The organism is Bradyrhizobium sp. MOS001, assembly GCF_004634465.1.
Taxonomy (GTDB): Bacteria; Pseudomonadota; Alphaproteobacteria; order Rhizobiales; family Xanthobacteraceae; genus Bradyrhizobium; species Bradyrhizobium barranii.
In genome coordinates, this window is sequence record NZ_SPVJ01000028.1 from 87,990 (window position 1) to 105,428 (window position 17,439).

General features: G+C 65.7%; 16 protein-coding genes. 11 read left to right on the plus strand and 5 right to left on the minus strand.

The genetic code is table 11. The annotated features are described in order from the left end of the window. Positions 1-12 precede the first annotated feature (12 nt). The 4 genes from CT676_RS28095 to CT676_RS28110 all read left to right on the plus strand — a co-directional run bounded on the left by CT676_RS28095 (position 13) and on the right by CT676_RS28110 (position 5,201). Positions 13-735, plus strand: coding sequence for an ABC transporter ATP-binding protein (locus CT676_RS28095; RefSeq protein WP_071908649.1), 723 nt, complete (start codon positions 13-15; stop codon positions 733-735). Then, a complete protein-coding gene (locus tag CT676_RS28100) occupies positions 732-3,302 on the plus strand; it encodes an FtsX-like permease family protein (protein ID WP_135215830.1) in 2,571 nt (856 codons plus the stop codon). The genes CT676_RS28095 and CT676_RS28100 overlap by 4 nt, the downstream gene beginning before the upstream one ends. A 270-nt stretch (positions 3,303-3,572) precedes the next feature. Continuing rightward, entirely contained in the window at positions 3,573-4,364 is a 792-nt protein-coding gene (locus CT676_RS28105) for a Bax inhibitor-1/YccA family protein (protein WP_014490629.1), read from the plus strand. A gap of 309 nt (positions 4,365-4,673) precedes the next feature. After that, positions 4,674-5,201 (plus strand): GNAT family N-acetyltransferase, encoded by a 528-nt coding sequence (locus CT676_RS28110; RefSeq protein WP_135215831.1) that lies wholly within the window; start codon positions 4,674-4,676, stop codon positions 5,199-5,201. A 147-nt stretch (positions 5,202-5,348) separates the two neighbouring features. Here the strand turns inward: CT676_RS28110 and CT676_RS28115 are convergent, their stop codons facing one another. The 3 genes from CT676_RS28115 to acnA all read right to left on the minus strand — a co-directional run bounded on the left by CT676_RS28115 (position 5,349) and on the right by acnA (position 10,044). After that, the gene (locus CT676_RS28115) at positions 5,349-5,720 is read right to left on the minus strand and encodes a DUF2794 domain-containing protein (RefSeq protein ID WP_063980407.1); all 372 of its coding nucleotides are present in this window, start codon (positions 5,718-5,720) and stop codon (positions 5,349-5,351) included. A gap of 609 nt (positions 5,721-6,329) precedes the next feature. Further along, on the minus strand, positions 6,330-7,106 hold the full coding sequence (locus CT676_RS28120) for a DUF1223 domain-containing protein (RefSeq protein ID WP_135215832.1): 777 nt from the start codon (positions 7,104-7,106) through the stop codon (positions 6,330-6,332). 217 nt (positions 7,107-7,323) lie between these two features. Next, positions 7,324-10,044, minus strand: a complete 2,721-nt coding sequence (acnA, locus tag CT676_RS28125) for an aconitate hydratase AcnA (protein WP_063980406.1) — start codon at positions 10,042-10,044, stop codon at positions 7,324-7,326. Positions 10,045-10,287: 243 nt separating this feature from the next. On the opposite strand from acnA, the gene ccmA reads away from it, so the two are divergent. The 5 genes from ccmA (at position 10,288) to CT676_RS28150 (ending at position 13,442) form a co-directional block, all read left to right on the plus strand. After that, positions 10,288-10,890, plus strand: coding sequence for a heme ABC exporter ATP-binding protein CcmA (ccmA, locus tag CT676_RS28130; protein WP_135215836.1), 603 nt, complete (start codon positions 10,288-10,290; stop codon positions 10,888-10,890). Between the two features lie 274 nt (positions 10,891-11,164). Beyond that, positions 11,165-11,833, plus strand: coding sequence for a heme exporter protein CcmB (gene ccmB, locus CT676_RS28135; RefSeq protein WP_028150494.1), 669 nt, complete (start codon positions 11,165-11,167; stop codon positions 11,831-11,833). Between the two features lie 91 nt (positions 11,834-11,924). Beyond that, a complete protein-coding gene (locus CT676_RS28140) occupies positions 11,925-12,656 on the plus strand; it encodes a heme ABC transporter permease (protein ID WP_135215837.1) in 732 nt (243 codons plus the stop codon). Continuing rightward, positions 12,653-12,838, plus strand: a complete 186-nt coding sequence (gene ccmD, locus CT676_RS28145) for a heme exporter protein CcmD (protein WP_014490637.1) — start codon at positions 12,653-12,655, stop codon at positions 12,836-12,838. The genes CT676_RS28140 and ccmD overlap by 4 nt, the downstream gene beginning before the upstream one ends. A gap of 10 nt (positions 12,839-12,848) precedes the next feature. Beyond that, positions 12,849-13,442 carry a DsbE family thiol:disulfide interchange protein gene (locus CT676_RS28150; RefSeq protein WP_135215833.1) on the plus strand — a complete coding sequence of 198 codons (594 nt, stop codon included), beginning with the start codon at positions 12,849-12,851 and terminating at the stop codon, positions 13,440-13,442. Positions 13,443-13,638: 196 nt separating this feature from the next. Here CT676_RS28150 and CT676_RS28155 read toward each other — a convergent pair whose 3' ends face one another. Next, positions 13,639-14,241, minus strand: coding sequence for a septation protein A (locus tag CT676_RS28155; RefSeq protein WP_135215834.1), 603 nt, complete (start codon positions 14,239-14,241; stop codon positions 13,639-13,641). A 2-nt stretch (positions 14,242-14,243) separates the two neighbouring features. Beyond that, complete coding sequence (gene ftsY / locus CT676_RS28160; RefSeq protein ID WP_071908655.1) at positions 14,244-15,191, minus strand: signal recognition particle-docking protein FtsY; 948 nt, start codon at positions 15,189-15,191, stop codon at positions 14,244-14,246. Between the two features lie 60 nt (positions 15,192-15,251). Here ftsY and CT676_RS28165 point away from each other — a divergent pair, with 60 nt between their 5' ends. After that, on the plus strand, positions 15,252-15,953 hold the full coding sequence (locus CT676_RS28165) for an RNA pseudouridine synthase (protein WP_167768189.1): 702 nt from the start codon (positions 15,252-15,254) through the stop codon (positions 15,951-15,953). Between the two features lie 256 nt (positions 15,954-16,209). Further along, positions 16,210-17,319 carry a DUF2336 domain-containing protein gene (locus tag CT676_RS28170; protein ID WP_135215835.1) on the plus strand — a complete coding sequence of 370 codons (1,110 nt, stop codon included), beginning with the start codon at positions 16,210-16,212 and terminating at the stop codon, positions 17,317-17,319. Positions 17,320-17,439: the final 120 nt, after the last annotated feature.

A 17,439-nucleotide genomic window follows, 5' to 3' on the forward strand; every position in this document is an offset into this window, starting at 1 on the left:
TATGACCGGACCATGGATAGTCGCATCGAAACCTCTTCGCTCGCCGGCACCGCGCCGGACACCATCGCCATCTCCAACGTCAATCTTTCATTGGGTACGGGCGCGGCACGCGTTCACATCCTCAAGGATATCAGCCTGCGGGTCGCCTCGGGCGAGACGATCGGCCTGATCGGCCCGTCAGGCTCGGGCAAATCCACGCTGCTGATGGTGATGGCGGGGCTGGAGCGTCCTGATAGCGGAGAGGTGGTGGTGTCAGGCACGCCTTTCAATGCCCTCGACGAGGACGCGCTCGCCCGCTTCCGCGGCCGCCAGGTCGGCATCGTCTTCCAGTCCTTCCATCTGATCCCGACCATGACGGCGCTCGAGAACGTCGCCGTGCCGCTCGAACTCGCCGGCAACCCTGACGCTGCAAGACGCGCGGCGCAGGAGCTGCAATCGGTCGGGCTCGGCGATCGCCTGCATCACTATCCGACGCAGCTGTCCGGCGGCGAGCAGCAGCGCGTCGCGCTCGCCCGCGCGCTGGCGCCCGATCCCGCCATCCTCGTCGCGGACGAGCCGACCGGCAATCTCGACGAGGCGACGGGAAAGCAGATCGTCGATCTTCTGTTCAACAAACATGCCGAGCGCGGCATGACGCTGGTGCTGGTCACGCACGATTCCTCGCTCGCGCAGCGCTGCGATCGCGTGATCCGGCTGCGCTCCGGCCGCATCGACACCCAGTCTGCGCCAGCATGAGCATCGCGGCCGAACCGTTCGCGAAACCCAACGGCGTCGCGCTGTCGCTGCGCTACGCGCTGCGCGAATTGCGCGGAGGCCTGCGCGGCTTCTATGTCTTCATCGCCTGCATCGCGCTCGGCGTGATGGCCATCGCGGGCGTCGGCTCGGTCTCGGCGAGCCTGAGCGACGGTCTCGCGCGCGAGGGCCGCACGCTGCTCGGCGGCGACGTCTCCTTCGTGCTGTTCCAGCGCGAGGCGAAGCCCGAGGAAGTCTCCTTCCTGCGCTCGCGCGGCACCGTGTCCAGCGCCGCCACCTTGCGCGGCATGGCGCGCTCCGCCGACGGCCAGCTCGCGCTGGTCGAGATGAAGGCGGTCGACGACACCTATCCGATGCTGGGTCAGCTGACGCTGGCGCCGCCGCTGCCGATGTCCGACCTGCTCGCGGAGCGCGACGGCGCGTTCGGTGCCGCCGCCGATCCGACGCTGCTGGCGCGGCTGTCGCTGAAAACCGGCGACCGCGTCACCATCGGGAGCGCAACGTTCCAGATCCGCAGCACCGTCGAAGCCGAGCCCGACAAGCTCGCCGGCGGCATCGGTTTCGGGCCGCGCTTCCTGATCAGCGAGGCGGGCCTGCGCGCCACCGGCCTGATCCAGCCCGGCAGCCTGGTGCGCTGGGTCTACCGGGTGAAGCTGCCTGATACCGGCAACAGCGAGCGCGCCACCGACACCTTCATCGCGGACGCGCGCAACGCTGCGCCGCAGGCCGGCTGGGAGATCCGCAGCCGCTCCAATGCCTCGCCGCAGCTCGAGCGCAACATCAACCGCTTCACGCAATTCTTGACGCTGGTCGGCCTCGCCGCGCTCCTGGTCGGCGGCGTCGGCGTCGCCAATGCCGTCAAGAGCCATATCGACCGCCGGCTCGAGGTCATCGCGGCCTTCAAGGCGGTCGGCGCCACCGGCCGCGACGTGTTCGGTATCTATCTGGCGCAGGTCCTCCTGCTGGCGGGAATTGGCTCGGTGATCGGCCTTGCGCTCGGCGCCGCCATGCCGTTCGCCATCGTCGGCCTGTTCGGAAAACTGCTGCCGCTGCCGGTGGTGCCGGCCGTGCATGCCGACGAGCTCGCGCTGTCCTTCGTCTATGGCCTGCTCACGGCGCTCGCCTTCGGCCTGTGGCCGCTCGGGCGCGTGCACGACGTGCCGGTCGCCGCGCTGTTCCGCGACACCATCAGCTCCGAATGGCATCGGCCGCGCTGGAGCTATGTCATGTTCATGGCCGTCGTGATCGCGCTGCTGATCGCGGTCGTGATCGGATTGTCCTTCGACAAGCGCATCGCCGCGGTGTTCGTGGCCTCCTCCGTCGTCGTGTTCGCCCTGCTCCGCGGCATCGCCGCCCTGCTGATGATGATCGCGCGCCGGCTGCCGCGCACGCGCCTGCCGATGCTGCGGCTGGCGATTGCCAACATCCACCGGCCCGGCGCGCTGACGCCCTCCGTCGTGCTGTCGCTCGGGCTCGGGCTCGCCGTGCTCGTCACCATCACCCAGATCGACGGCAATCTGCGCCGGCAGTTCCTTGCGGCCCTCCCTGAGCACGCGCCGTCGTTCTTCTTCATCGACATCCCGAGCACGCAGGCCGAGCAGTTCGACGGCTATCTGCGCCGGATCGCGCCGGGCGCAAAGGTCGAGGACGTGCCGATGCTGCGCGGCCGCATCGTTGCTGCGCGCGGCGTGCGTGCCGAGGACCTCAAGCCCACCACCGATTCCGAATGGGTGCTGCAAAGCGACCGCGGCCTGACCTATACCGCCGAGCTGCCGAAGGGTTCCAAGGTGGTCGAGGGCGAATGGTGGAGCGCCGACTATTCCGGCCCCCTGCTGGTCTCGATGGAGAAGAAGATCGCCGACGGACTCGGTCTCAAGCTCGGCGACGAGATCGTGGTCAACGTGCTCGGCCGCGACATCCCGGCCAAAATCGGCAATCTGCGAACCATCGACTGGCAGGGCATGGGCATCAATTTCGTGCTGGTGTTCTCGCCCAACGCCTTCAAGGGCGCGCCGCACACCCATATCGCGACGCTGACCGAGGCCGGCGGCACTGCGGCCGGCGACGGCAAGATCATCAGGCAAGTCGCCGACACCTATCCGATGGTGACGAGCGTGCGCGTGCGCGAGGTGATGGAGACGGTCGGCTCGGTCGTGACCAATCTGGCGCTCGCGATCCGCGGCGCCAGCGCGGTGACCCTGATCTCGGCGATCCTGGTGCTGGGCGGCGCGCTCGCCGCCGGCCACCGCCACCGGGTCTACGATGCGGTGATCCTCAAGACCCTCGGCGCGACCCGGCTGCGGCTGCTCGGCGCCTATGCCCTCGAATACCTGCTGATCGGACTTGCCACCGCGGTGTTCGGCGTGATCGCCGGCAGCGTCGCGGCCTGGATGATCGTGACGCGGCTGATGACGCTGAGTTTCGTTTGGCAGGCCGGCAGCGCGGCCGGCGTGGTCGCGGCGGCCCTGGTCGTCACGGTCGGACTTGGGCTCGCCGGGACGCTGCTGGCATTGAACAAAAAGCCCGCCACGGTGTTGCGGAATTTGTGACAAATGGTAGCGGGCGAGCCCGCGATGTCGGAATCGCACGATTCCAGCGATTAACCACGTCTGCTCGCCAGGATTGCGGGCGAGGGCGACATTCAGCCGCGCGTGGACGGTTGCAGCGAATGTGTTAGTTTCCCACATATCCAATGGGTTCGGACCCCCGATTATGAGCCAGAATTTAGTCGGCACAGATCGGTATCCGAGATAGAATTTGACGAACCGGCGGCATGGCGACCCTCATGCCGGACCGGGCTAACCAACGGGAATTCGACCATGTCGGACCTAGACCGTAACTACGCTTCTCCTTTCGGCAGGGCCGCCGGGCGTGTTGACGCCGCGACGGTCGATGCCGGCCTGCGCGCCTATATGCTGCGCATCTACAATTACATGAGCATCGGCCTCGCCATCACCGGCCTGGCCGCGCTCGGCGTCTATATGGCCGCCGTGACCGACGTTCCGACCCCGGAAGCCGTCCGCGTCGGCAAGCTGTTCCTGACGCCGTTCGGCTACGCGATGTTCGTCAGCCCCCTGAAGTGGCTGTTCATGCTCGCGCCGCTCGCGATGGTGTTCGTGATCTCGGCGGGCATCAACCGTCTCGCCCCCTCGACCGCGCAGATCCTGTTCTGGGTGTTCGCGGCGCTGATGGGCATCTCGCTGTCCTCGATCTTCCTGGTGTTCACGCACACCTCGATCGTGCGGGTGTTCTTCATCACCGCGGCCACGTTTGGCGCACTGAGCCTCTACGGCTACACCACCAAGCGTGATCTGACCGGGATGGGCTCGTTCCTGTTCATGGGCCTGATCGGCATCATCATCGCGAGCCTGGTCAACCTGTTCCTGGCCAGCACGATGCTGCAGTTCATCGTGTCCGTGGTCGGCGTGCTGGTGTTCGCCGGCCTCACCGCCTGGGACACCCAGCGGCTGAAGAACGACTACATCTACGGCTACGCCTCGGCCGGCGGTGACATCGCAGAGCGTGCGGCCATCACCGGCGCGCTGTCGCTGTACCTGAACTTCATCAACCTGTTCACGCTGCTCCTGCAGCTCCTCGGCCAGCGCGACTAAGCGCTTCGACGAGGGAACGGATACGAACCCCGGCCGAGAGGCCGGGGTTTTTGTTTGGGCCGGGATGCGCGACGCCCCCCCCCCCGGCTTGTCATCGCCCGCCTTGTGCGCAATTGCGCACTGGGGCGGGCGATCCAGTACGCCGCAGCGGCTCGGTTCTAGCCGCGCTGTCTCGGAGTACTGGATGCCCCGCCTGCGCGGGGCATGACAGCGGAGAAGATTGGAGGGCTGCTGCGCTGGCAATGACGGAGCATGGGGAAGCGGCGTTGCCCCTTCCAGTGACCGCGGGAAGGCTCTAATCTCGCCGCCATGTCCGCACCTGAGATCAGGCCCGCCATTGAGGCCGACCTTCCCGCCATCACCGCCATCTACAAGCAGGCCGTCCGCGAGGGCACCGCGACATTCGAGCTGGCGCCGCCGGATCTGGCCGAGATGACGCGCCGCTACCGCGCGCTGGTCGACGGTGGCTACCCCTATTTCGTCGCCATCCTCGATCGTAGCGTCGCCGGCTATGCCTATGCCGGCGCCTACCGGCCGCGGCCGGCCTACCGCTTCACGGTCGAGAACTCGATCTATCTCGATCCCACGTTCCACCGCCGCGGCATCGGCTCGTTGCTGCTGGACCGGCTGATCGCCGAATGCGAGGCGCGCGGCTTCCGCCAGATGATCGCGGTGATCGGCGATTCCGCCAATGCCGGTTCGATCGGCGTGCACACGCGCGGCGGTTTCAAGATGATCGGCACGCATCCCAATGTTGGCCTGAAATTCGGCCGCTGGCTCGACACGGTGATGATGCAACGCGACCTCGGCGAGGGCGCGAGCACGGTGCCGAAATAACCTCGGTCTCGTAGGGTGGGCAAAGCGACTTGTCCGCCGTAGCTCGGAGAGCGAAGGCGGAAACGTGCCCAGATGCCCGGCGATTGAGGAAAGATGGTGGGCACGGCGCGGTGCGCATTTGCCCACCCTACGGCACCGTCCGTAAGGCTAAACCACCGCCAACTTGCGATCGATCACCAGCAGCACGCGCTCGAGCTCGTGGCCGCGGCGCAGGATCAGGCCGGTCGCCGAGATCACGCTGTACATGCCCTGCTTGCGCGCCAGCCGCGGGTCCTTCTCGATGCGATAGATCGGCACTTCCGAGGCGCGGCGGAAGACCGAGAACACCGCGCGGTCCTTCAGGAAGTCGATGGCATAGTCGCGCCACTCGCCGTCGGCGACCATGCGGCCGTAGAGGTTGAGGATGCGGTTCAGTTCCAGCCGGTTGAATGTCACCCGGTTGGGTTGGGCATTCGCAGCGGTGGGGCGCGCCACTGCGCGCTGCTCGCTCGGATCGGCATCCTCCGGCGTCAGACTCATCGAGCGCCTCCTCATCTCGCGGCATGATCGCATCCGCGAAGGACCGTCCCCGGAACCGCGGATCATGACAGTTGCATGATCGCGCCAACTGTTCCCCGCCGCAAGGGGCTCTTCACTCAACTGATTGAATCGGGGGCGAATCGGAGCACACGCAGGAGTGGAATTCTATCGCGGCAAACCGTCACGGGATCGTTAGAAGGAATCTTGATATCGCCGCTTTTCCGCCAAGCGCCTGCCGCCCTGCATTGCGAAAAGACCTGTGTGCGTTGACCCGGTCCTTCCGGTTCCGGATTCCTCAGCCCCCAGCCCCCCGGGGCCGTCAGGATCGGGTCTGTACGCGCGACAAGGAGGGCCAACGCAAGTTGGTCCTTTTTGGTTTGTGCCGAGATGTTTCCGGCACGATCAACTTCCCTCTGATTGACGCGAAGACGACTCTCTCCCCTCATCCTGGGGAGCCGCGAGGCGGCGTCTCGCAGGATGGAAGGCCGCTGCATCAGCCGCGCCTGCATGGTTCTCGCGGCGACGCGTAGCATCGTCCGCCTCGCGCGCAAGGGCGCTCCTCACCATGAGGCGTGAGAGCGAGTACGACGCTGGCGAGAGAAATCTGATCTAGTGCAGCGACGTGTAAGCTGCGCCGAGCATCGCACCCGGCTTCTCACGGCTGCCGTCCTGGACATAGACCACAGCGCCGTCGACGCCGTCGCGCGTGAGATTTTCCAACGGCACCGTCCAGCTTTCCGGACGCCCGTTCCAGTCGCCGACCTTGAGCAGGTTGCGCACGACGTTGTGATAGGTGATCTGCTGTCCGCGATTTTCGCCGCGGCTGATTGCGATCGGCACCGATTTCGTGATCGAGCAGATCCAGACCTCACCGTGCGAGACCGCCGACTCCTTGCTCGCCGCCACCGACACGTTGATCTGCTTGCCTGCAAGCGACATCGTCACCGGCACGCTCATTACGCCTGCGCCGTTGTCGGTCTTGCCGATCGCGCTCTCGATGCCGGCGCGATCGCTGCCGATGACATGCGTCGAACCGTTGACCACGACTTGCGGCGTATAGACCTCGCGGTCGCCGCGCATGCGCGAATAGGCGCGCTGCCGCGCCGAGAAGCGCGAATCCGCAAGCGTGTCCTTCCAGCCGAGATAATCCCAATAGTCGATCGGCATGCTCAGCGCGATGATCGACGGGTCGTTGGAGAGATCGCCGATGACCTGGTCGGCGGGCGGGCAGGAGGAGCAGCCCTGCGATGTGAAGAGCTCGACTACGGCGCGAGGATCAGCCTCGGCGGGACGGATGACGGCGACGATGGCGCAGATACCAAGTGCTCCCGACCAGAGTGCACCGGACCAGCGCGAAACCAGATTAGAAGCCATCATTGCAGTCATTTTGAACGTCACACCTCGCACGCGTGGGGGAAGATCCTATCGCCTGATGGTCACCGTAGTCTTACGGGCATCGTACATTCAACCGTCCGGGGCGAGGTTTTCCGCCGGGCGGGACCATCGGACGCGTGTTCTAACGCACGAAGGCGGCCTTGTGATAGGCCGCCCTCGTTTAACCTTCTACTCACGTCGCGGTGAGCCACCGTTCACAAATTCGCGCTTAGGCCGCGAGCTTGCGCAGCACGTAGTGCAGAATGCCGCCGTTCCGGTAGTAATCGAGCTCATCCAGCGTATCGATGCGGCAAAGCAGCGAAACCCGCTGCAACGAACCGTCGCCGGAGACGATCTCCGCGGTCAGCTTCTGACGCGGCTTCAGGTCGCCGACCAGGCCGCGCAGCGTGACCTTCTCGTCGCCCTTCAGGCCGAGCGACGACCAGGAGGTGCCCTCTTCGAAGGTCAGCGGCAGCACGCCCATGCCGACCAGGTTGGAGCGGTGGATGCGCTCGAAGCTCTGGCAGATCACGGCGCGGACGCCGAGCAGGCGCGTGCCCTTCGCAGCCCAGTCGCGCGAGGAACCGTTGCCGTATTCGGCGCCGGCGAACACCACCAGCGGCACCTGCTCCTGCTGGTACTTCATCGCGGCGTCGTAGATCGACATCTGCTCGCCGTCGGGCCAGTGCTTGGTGAGACCGCCTTCCGGGATATTTCCGTCAGCGCCCTTCAGCATGAAGTTCTTGATGCGGATGTTGGCGAAGGTGCCGCGCATCATCACTTCATGGTTGCCGCGACGCGTGCCGTACTGGTTGAAGTCGGCCGGACGCACCTGGTGTTCGCTGAGATATTTGCCGGCGGGCGAGGTGAGCTTGATCGAACCGGCCGGCGAGATGTGGTCGGTGGTGATCTTGTCGCCGAACATGGCGAGGATGCGCGCCTCGATGATGTCGGTGACCGGCTCCGGCTCCTTCTTCATGCCGTCGAAATAGGGCGGGTTCTGCACATAGGTCGAGCTCATGTTCCAGCGATAGGTCTCGCTCTCGACCGTCTTGATCTTGCGCCAGTTGGTGTCGCCCTTGAACACGTCGGCATACTTCTTCTTGAAGATCGACGCGGTCACGAACTTCTTCATGAAGGCGTTGATCTCCTTCGTCGTCGGCCAGATGTCCTTGAGGTACACCGGCTTGCCGTCCTTGCCTTCACCGAGCGGCTCGACGGCGAGGTTCTTGGTGACGCTGCCCGCGAGCGCGTGGGCGACGACCAGCGGCGGCGAAGCGAGATAATTCGCCTGCACGTCCGGCGAGACGCGGCCTTCGAAGTTGCGGTTGCCGGAGAGCACGGCGGCCGCGACGATGCCGTTGTCGTTGATCGACTTCGAGATCTCCTCGGGCAGCGGACCGGAATTCCCGATGCAGGTGGTGCAGCCGAAGCCGACCAGGTTGAAGCCGACCTTGTCGAGATCAGCCTGCAGACCGGAATCGGCGAGATAGGCCGCGACCACCTGGCTGCCCGGCGCGAGTGACGTCTTCACCCACGGTTTTGCCTTGAGGCCCTTGGCGGCAGCGTTGCGCGCAAGCAGGCCGGCGCCGATCAAGACGCTCGGATTCGAGGTGTTGGTGCAGGAGGTGATGGCGGCGATCACGACGTCGCCATGACCGATCTCGAAGTTCTTGCCGTCGACGGCAAAGCGCTTCCCGGGCTCGTCGGTCTTCTTGTACTCGGTGCCGAGCGCGAGCGAAAAGCCTTCGGCGACCGACGGCAGCGCGATGCGGCCTTCGGGACGCTTCGGACCGGCCATCGAGGGAACGACGTCGCCGAGGTCGAGGGTCAGCGTTTCCGTGAACACCGGATCGGCCGACTTGGCGGTGCGGAACAGGCCCTGCGCCTTGGCATAGGCCTGCACCAGCGCGACGCGCGCCGGAGCGCGGCCGGAGGTCTTGAGGTAATCGAGCGCAGCAGCGTCGACCGGGAAGAAGCCGCAGGTCGCGCCATATTCCGGCGCCATGTTGGCGATGGTCGCCTTGTCGGCGACGGACAGGTGATCAAGGCCGGGACCGAAGAACTCGACGAACTTGCCGACCACGCCGAGCTTGCGCAGCATCTGCGTCACGGTCAGCACGAGGTCGGTCGCGGTGACGCCTTCCTTCATCGCGCCCTTCAGCTTGAAGCCGACGACGGTAGGCAGCAGCATCGACAGCGGCTGGCCGAGCATGCAGGCTTCCGCCTCGATGCCGCCGACGCCCCAGCCGAGCACGGCGAGACCGTTGACCATGGTGGTGTGGGAGTCGGTGCCGACCAGCGAGTCGGGATAGGCGACCTCGAAGGTGCCGGTCTTCTTGCCGACCGTCATCTTCTCCTTCTTGGTCCAGACCGTCTGGGAGAGATATTCGAGATTGACCTGATGGCAGATGCCGGTGCCGGGCGGCACGACCGAGAAGTTCGAGAACGCCTTCTGGCCCCACTTCAGGAACTCGTAGCGCTCCTGGTTCTGCTTGTATTCCTCGGTGACGTTCTTGCCGAAGGCCTTGTTGTCGCCGAAGAAGTTCACGATCACGGAGTGGTCGATGACGAGGTCGACCGGAACCAGCGGGTTGATCTTCTCGGCATCGCCGCCGAGCTTCTGCATCGCGTTGCGCATCGCGGCGAGATCGACCACGGCCGGCACGCCGGTGAAATCCTGCATCAGCACGCGGGCCGGGCGGAATGCGATCTCATGCTCCAGCGACTTCTTGCGCAGCCACTTCGACACCGCCACGATGTCTTCCTTCTTGACCGTGCGGCCGTCCTCGTTGCGCAGGAGGTTCTCGAGCAGAACCTTCATCGAATAGGGGAGTTTCGAAATTCCCTTCAGACCATTCTTCTCGGCCGTGGGCAGGCTGTAATAGACATAGGTCTTGGCGCCGACCTTGAGGGTCTTTTTGCATTTGAAGCTGTCGAGCGAGGTCATGTAGGAAATCCCAATTGTTAGTTATACCCGGCAAGGGGTATTTTAACACCGTCAGCGAGTCCGGCTGGGTCGCTTGCAGGGGCAGGTTGAGTTGCTGCATCAAGTAGTTCCGGGCTTATAGAAGCTTTCTAACCGCGCCGCCACAGCCACAAACGTGCCGCAGCAATCCGCGAGCCAAAAATTCCCATGCGCTACCCCAAGATTTCCTGAGGCCAGGCTTTGAGCGGATTGAACCAAGGCAAGATGCAGCTGTCCGGACGCGGGGTCGTTTGCGTGCGCGGCGGGCGCGAGGTGTTTTCCGGGCTCGATTTCGAGGCGGTCTCGGGCGAAGCCGTGGCGGTCGTGGGCCGGAACGGCTCGGGCAAGACCTCGCTGCTGCGGCTGATCGCGGGCCTGCTGATTCCGGCCGGCGGGACAATCGCGCTCGATGGCGGCGATGCCGAGCTGACGCTGCCGGAGCAGTGCCACTATCTCGGCCATCGCGACGCCCTGAAGCCGGCACTGAGCGTGGCGGAAAACCTGTCATTCTGGGCTGATTTTCTGGGCGGCGAGCGCAGTGATGCGGCCAAGAGCCTCGCCATCGTCGGGCTCGATCACGCCACTCACCTGCCCGCGGCCTTCCTGTCCGCCGGCCAGCGCCGCCGCCTGTCGCTGGCCCGGCTGCTGACGGTGCGCCGCCCGGTCTGGCTGCTGGACGAGCCGACCACGGCGCTGGACGTGGCCGGCCAGGGCATGTTCGAGGGCCTGATGCGGGAGCATCTCGGCCGCGGCGGCCTGATCATCGCTGCGACCCATGCGCCGCTCGGCATCGATTCGCGGGAGCTGAGGATTGGGGAAATGACATGATTCCGACGGACCCTCAGCTTTCTAAGCGGCTGGGCTCCGCCCTCTCCGTTCCCTCCCCCCTCCTGTCCGCCGAAGCCTTGGCGAAGGCGGATGCGGGGGAGGGTCAGGGAGAGGGGTGCCACACGGCGCGCTCTATCGGCTTAAGCAGTTGGGAAGCGGCTGCTCTGTTGCGGACAATCTGCCCGAAACAGACATCTCTCCCGGGGCTACCCCCCTCCCCGACCCTCCCCCGCAAGGGGGGAGGGAGTGCAGCCGTGCCCATCGAGGCCACCCCATGACCGCCCTGTCCGCCCTCATCCGCCGGGACATCCGGATCGCGCTCCGTGTCGGCGGCGGGGCATTGATCGGGGTGCTGTTCTTCCTGACCGTCGTCGTGCTGATGCCGTTCGCGGTGGGGCCGGATCTGGCGCTGCTGTCGCGGCTGGGGCCGGCGATCCTGTGGCTCGGCGCGCTGCTGGCGAGCCTGCTCACCCTGGACCGGCTGTTCATGGCCGACCACGAGGACGGCTCGCTCGACCTGATCACGATGAGCCGGACGCCGCTGGAACTCGCCTGCGCCGCCAAGGCGCTGGCGCATTGGCTGGCCGCGGGCCTGCCACTGATTGTCGCAACCCCGGTGCTCGGCCTGCTGCTCAACCTCGACATGGTCGCGACCGGGGCGGTGGCGCTGACGCTCCTGGCCGGTACGCCGGCGCTGACCTTCACCGGCATGATCGGCGCGGCGCTGGCGGTGACGCTGCACCGGGGCGGACTGTTGATGGCCGTGCTGGTGCTGCCGCTGTCGATCCCGGTGCTGATTTTCGGCGTCGCGGCCTCGCAGGCCGTGATCGTCGGTCCGATGACGTTCGGCGCGCCGTTCTCGATCCTGTGCGCGCTGTCGCTGGTCAGCCTCGTCATCGGCCCTTTCGCGGCGGCGGCGAGCTTGCGCCATGGTCTCGACTGAAATGGGCTGGATTACCCTTGACCCCGATCAACTTTCGCTGCGCGCTTTTATGCTGATTGCGTGAGTGCTGACCTGTGATTATCAGAATACCATGACGCTGATCGATCTCGCCAATCCGACACGGTTCCTCGCGCTGACGGCGCGGGTGCTGCCGTGGCTTGTGGCCGCGACCGTCATCCTGCTCACCATCGGCCTCTACCAGTCTGCCCTCGCGCCCGACGACTACCAGCAGGGCGCGACGGTGAAGATCATGTTCATCCACGTGCCCAACGCCTGGCTGTCGATGTTCGTCTGGGGCGTGATGAGCATCGCCTCATTGGGCACGCTGGTGTGGCGGCATCCGCTCGCCGACGTCGCCGCCAAAGCCGCCGCGCCGATCGGCGCCGCCTTCACCTTTCTCGCGCTGCTCACGGGATCGCTGTGGGGCCGGCCGATGTGGGGCACCTATTGGGAATGGGACGCGCGGCTGACCTCGGTGCTGATCCTCTTCGTGATGTATCTCGGCCTGATGGCGCTGTGGCGCGCGGTCGAGGATCCCTCGCGCGCGGCACGCGCGGCCGCGGTGCTGACGCTGGTCGGCGCGATCAACCTGCCCATCATCAAATTCTCGGTCGATTGGTGGAACACGCTGCACCAGCCGGCGTCGGTGATGCGCATGGGCGGCTCGACGCTCGACAAATCGTTCCTGATCCCGCTGCTGCTGATGGCCATCGCGTTCACGCTGCTGTTCGTCACGTTGCACCTGGCGGCGATGCGCAACGAGATCTTGCGCCGCCGTGTCCGCTCCTTGCAGATGATGCAGGCGAGCCAGAAGGCCGCATGACGATGTCACTTGGTCCCTACGCGTCCTTCATCGTGACGTCCTATGCTGCGGCGGCGCTCGTGGTCGTGATCCTGATCGGCTGGATCGTGCTCGACTATCGCAGCCAGACCGAGCGCCTGCGCGAGCTCGACCGCAGCGGCGTCACGCGCCGCTCCGGACGCAGCGCAACGGACACGCCGTGAGCGATCAATCATGAGCGATCAACCGACGTCCGCTCCGCCGCAGCGCCGCACCTTCCTGATGGTGCTGCCGCTGATCGCCTTCATCGCCCTGGCGCTGCTGTTCTGGTTCCGGCTCGGCAGCGGCGATCCCTCGCGGATTCCGTCCGCGCTGATCGGCCGGCCGGCGCCACAGACCGCGCTGCCGGCGCTCGAGGGATTGCAGGCCGACAATTCGCAGGTGCCGGGCCTCGATCCCGCCGCGTTCAAAGGCAAGGTCAGCCTCGTCAATGTCTGGGCGTCCTGGTGTGTGCCCTGCCATGACGAGGCGCCGCTCCTGACCGAGCTCGCCAAGGACAAACGCTTCCAGCTCGTCGGCATCAACTACAAGGACGCGGCCGACAACGCGCGCCGTTTCCTCGGCCGCTACGGCAACCCGTTCGGCCGCGTCGGCGTGGACGCCAACGGCCGCGCCTCGATCGAATGGGGCGTCTATGGCGTGCCGGAGACGTTCGTGGTCGGGCGCGAAGGCACCATCGTCTACAAGCTGGTCGGACCGATCACGCCGGACAATCTGCGGACGGTGCTGCTCCCGCAGATGGAGAAGGCGTTGAAGGCGGGGAGCTGACGTCGTCGTCAGTGCGAGCGAACAAGCCAGCTACAAACACCGCTGTCATGCCCCGGCTTGACCGGGGCATCCAGTACGCCGCGGCCTCACCGTATCTCACGACTGTCTCTGGAATACTGGATCGCCCGGTCAAGCCGGGCGATGACAGTTGAGTGTTTGGCCGCATTTCAGCTCGCAATGACGAGCTGAGCGACCGTCAGCCCTTCCTTACATCCCCCGCGTCGGCCTCGCTCGCCTCCAGCGACGCCGGCTCGATCCCGTAGCGCTTGGTCAGCGGCATCTGGGCGATGGCGAAGATCATCGTGATCGGGGTGACGCCGAACACCTTGAAGTTCACCCAGAAATCCGTGCTCTGGGTGCGCCAGACGATCTCGTTCAGGATGGCCATGCCGGCGAAGAACAGCGCCCAGCGCAGCGTGAGGATGCGCCAGCCCTGCGGGGTCAGGTTGAACATCTGGTCGAACATCACGGCGATGAAGGAGCGGCCGAACAACAGCCCGCCGCCGAGGATCGCCGCGAACAGGCCGTAGATGATGGTCGGCTTGACCTTGATGAAGGTCTCGTCGTGCAGCACCAGCGTCAGCGTGCCGAACACCAGCACGATCACGCCTGTCACGATCGCCATGATCGGGATGTGGCGCGTCACCACATAGGACGCGATCATCGCCGCGACGATCGCGACCATGAAGGCGCCGGTCGCGGCGAACAGATTGAACTTCGCATTCACGAAGAAGAACACGAGCAGCGGACCGAGCTCGGTCGCGAGCTTGAACAGCGGATGCGGCTGGGTCTTGTCCATTCTCAGCTTTCGATTCCGGCGATCGCACGGGCGAAATCGCGCGCGGTGAACGGCGCGAGATCGTCGACGCCTTCGCCGACGCCGATGAAATGCACCGGCAGTTTGAATTTCTCCGCGAGCGCCACCAGAATGCCGCCGCGCGCGGTGCCGTCGAGCTTCGTCATCACGAGGCCGGTGACCCCCGCCGTGCGATGGAAGGCCTCGACCTGCGACAGCGCGTTCTGGCCGACGGTGGCGTCGAGCACAAGCAGCACGGCATGCGGCGCAGTGTCATCCACCTTGCGGATCACGCGCACGACCTTTTCGAGCTCGTTCATCAGCTCGGCCTTGTTCTGCAGGCGGCCGGCCGTGTCGATCAGGAGCACGTCGATGGCCTGCTCCTTCGCTGCCGTCAGCGCGTTGAAGGCTAGGCTTGCCGAATCCGAGCCCTGCGTGCCGGCGATGACCGGCGTCCTGGTGCGCTCGCCCCAGACCTTGAGCTGCTCGATCGCTGCCGCGCGAAACGTATCGCCGGCGGCCAGCATCACCTTGCGGCCTTCGGATGCGAATTTTTGCGAGAGCTTTCCGATGGTTGTGGTCTTGCCGGAGCCGTTGACGCCGACGACGAGGATGACGAACGGCTTCCTGCCCGCGTCGATCTCGAGCGGCTTTGCCACCGGCGCCAGCACCTTCTCGACCTCGGTGGCGACGACGTCCTTGACCTCGTCCGCCGAGATCGCCTTGTCGTAGCGGCCCGTGCCGACGGCGTCCGCGATCCGCACCGCGACCGACGTGCCGAGGTCGGCGCGCAGCAGCACGTCCTCGATGTCGTCGAGCATGGCGCGGTCGAGCTTGCGCTTGGTGACGAGGTCGGCGACCGCGGTCCCGAGCGAGGACGAGGTGCGCTTCAGCCCGTTGGACAGGCGGCGCCACCAGCTCAGCTTGGGGGGATCTGACGTGGTATCGTTCATGGTGGCGGTGTGTTAGCCGTTCCGGCTCCCAAACGAAAGTGTTGACCGAAAGTCTTGCAATTGCTCGATGTTCCCGAATTGACCGCCGACGAGATCCTGGCGCGCGTGCTCCATCGCGACGGGCTGATGCTGGTCATCGACAAGCCCGCCGGCCTGCCGGTGCACCGCGGCCCCAAGGGTGGGGCCAATCTGGAAACGTCGTTCGACGCGCTTCGTTTCGGCCTGCCGCGGCCGCCGGTGCTGGCCCACCGGCTGGACAAGGACACCTCAGGCTGCCTCGTGCTCGGCCGTCACCGCAAGGCGACGGCCTCACTCGGCCTCCTCTTCAAGCACGGCAAGATCGGCAAGACCTACTGGACCGTGGTCGAGGGCGGCCCTGCCGAAGACGAAGGCACCATCGACATGCCACTCGGCCGGCTCAATGCCGAGCGCGGCTGGTGGCAGAAACCCGATCCCGAGGGCCAGAAGGCGATCACCAACTGGAAAGTGATGGGCCGGGGCGACGGGCTGGCTTGGCTCGCCATGGAACCGGTGACCGGCCGAACCCATCAATTGCGGGTGCATTCGGCCGCGACCGGCTGGCCGATTTTCGGCGATAACATTTACGGCAACGGCCCGCGCTTCGGCGAGCCGCGGCTGCACCTGCATTCCCGCGAGATCGTGGTGCCGATCTCCCGGAACAAGGAGCCGATCCGCGTGGTCGCGCCGGCCCCGCCCCACATGCATGAGAAGCTCCGCGCCTGCGGGTGGAATGGGGAATGACGTTGCCAGACCCTCATGGTGAGGAGGCCGCGTAGCGGCCGTCTCGAACCATGAAGGCCCGCTGGTTGCAGCCGGGCCTCGATCCTTCGAGACGCCCGCTTCGCGGGCGCCTCAGGATGAGGAGCAGTGGCCGGTCGGGGAGCAAAGCAGTGCTCGCCTTCCGCCCCGTGGTTTACGAAACGTTCAGTGCTCGTCTCTATTGATAGCGATTGCTTAGAACAAGCTTCCGTCATTCGCTCAGGACGAGCAACGCGTCATGTCCACGGCCGAGTTTTCGATCATCGATGAAGTCGAATCAGCGATTCGGCTCGGCTCGGCGGAAAAGGGCCTGGAAACGGCCCGCCGCGTCACCGACCTGTTCCTCTCCTCCGCCGGAAGTTTTGGCAACGAGCAGATCGCGCTGTTCGACGACGTGCTCGAGCGCCTGATCGGCACCATCGAGCTGCGCGCCATCGCCGACATGGGCGCACGAATTGCGCTGGCCGAGATCAGCGCGCAGCTTGCGCCGATCGCGCAGGCGCCGCCCTCCGTGATTCGCCGCCTCGCCAATAATGACGAGATTCGCATCGCCGGCCCCGTGCTCCAGGAATCCGCGCGCCTCGACGATGGCGAGCTGGTGAAGATCGCCTCCAGCAAGGGCGAGTCGCATCTGCTCGCGGTCGCCGGGCGCTGGTGGCTGAAGGAGATCGTCACCGATGCGCTGCTGGCGCGGCGCTATCCCAGCGTCAGCCGGCGGCTTGCCGCCAATCCCGGCGCGCGCGTTTCCGGAAACGGATTTGCCGTCATCGTCGGGCAGGCCGAGGCCGATCCCGAGCTCGCCGTGAGCGTCGGCGTCCGCGTCGACCTACCGTCCGACTTGCGCCGCCGGTTGCTGCGCTCGGCCACGGATACCGTGCGCACCCGGCTGCTGTCGCGCGCACCGCCGCATCTGTTCGAGGAGATCCAGGGCGCGATCGCCGCCGTGACCGTCGGTGTCGAGCGCGAGATGTCGGTCGTGCGCGATTTCGAAGGCGCCAAGCGGGCCATCGCAAATCTCAAGGCGACTGGCCAGCTGACCGAAGCGACGCTGCTCGGCTTCGCCACGCAGCGGCGCTACGAGGAAGCCGTGGCTGCATTGGCGGCACTGTCCGGATCGACCATTGAGGTGATTCGCCCGTTGATGCAGAGCCTGCGCGAGGACGGCCTGCTGGTGCCGTGCAAGGCGGCCCAGCTCAGCTGGGAAACCACAGCCGCCGTGCTCGAGAGTCGCTTTGCCACCGGCGCGATGAAACCCGCTGATATCGCGAGGGCGAAAAGCAATTACGCGCGAATGACGTCAGAGAACGCGCGGCGGACGCTGCGATTCTGGCAGGTGCGGGCGTTGTAGGCTCTTCCCCTCTCCCCTTGTGGGCCTGTTGCGTAATTCGTCAATTGTGATTCCCTAGGGCAAAGCCTTGGAGGGTAGCGATGGCGGTCAAGCGGACGGGACAGCCGAGCTTTGTGGAAG

Excerpts from the sequence above, each read along its gene's own strand:
- CT676_RS28110 (WP_135215831.1), top strand. The coding sequence starts at position 4,674 with ATGTCCGCACCTGAGATCAGGCCCGCCATTGAGGCCGACCTTCCCGCC.
- CT676_RS28120 (WP_135215832.1), bottom strand. The coding sequence starts at position 7,106 with ATGACTGCAATGATGGCTTCTAATCTGGTTTCGCGCTGGTCCGGTGCA.
- ccmD (WP_014490637.1), top strand. The coding sequence starts at position 12,653 with ATGACGATGTCACTTGGTCCCTACGCGTCCTTCATCGTGACGTCCTAT.
- ccmB (WP_028150494.1), top strand. The coding sequence starts at position 11,165 with ATGACCGCCCTGTCCGCCCTCATCCGCCGGGACATCCGGATCGCGCTC.
- ftsY (WP_071908655.1), bottom strand. The coding sequence starts at position 15,191 with ATGAACGATACCACGTCAGATCCCCCCAAGCTGAGCTGGTGGCGCCGC.
- CT676_RS28115 (WP_063980407.1), bottom strand. The coding sequence starts at position 5,720 with ATGAGTCTGACGCCGGAGGATGCCGATCCGAGCGAGCAGCGCGCAGTG.
- CT676_RS28105 (WP_014490629.1), top strand. The coding sequence starts at position 3,573 with ATGTCGGACCTAGACCGTAACTACGCTTCTCCTTTCGGCAGGGCCGCC.
- CT676_RS28170 (WP_135215835.1), top strand. The coding sequence starts at position 16,210 with ATGTCCACGGCCGAGTTTTCGATCATCGATGAAGTCGAATCAGCGATT.
- CT676_RS28155 (WP_135215834.1), bottom strand. The coding sequence starts at position 14,241 with ATGGACAAGACCCAGCCGCATCCGCTGTTCAAGCTCGCGACCGAGCTC.
- CT676_RS28100 (WP_135215830.1), top strand. The coding sequence starts at position 732 with ATGAGCATCGCGGCCGAACCGTTCGCGAAACCCAACGGCGTCGCGCTG.
- CT676_RS28095 (WP_071908649.1), top strand. The coding sequence starts at position 13 with ATGGATAGTCGCATCGAAACCTCTTCGCTCGCCGGCACCGCGCCGGAC.
- CT676_RS28150 (WP_135215833.1), top strand. The coding sequence starts at position 12,849 with ATGAGCGATCAACCGACGTCCGCTCCGCCGCAGCGCCGCACCTTCCTG.
- CT676_RS28140 (WP_135215837.1), top strand. The coding sequence starts at position 11,925 with ATGACGCTGATCGATCTCGCCAATCCGACACGGTTCCTCGCGCTGACG.
- acnA (WP_063980406.1), bottom strand. The coding sequence starts at position 10,044 with ATGACCTCGCTCGACAGCTTCAAATGCAAAAAGACCCTCAAGGTCGGC.
- ccmA (WP_135215836.1), top strand. The coding sequence starts at position 10,288 with ATGCAGCTGTCCGGACGCGGGGTCGTTTGCGTGCGCGGCGGGCGCGAG.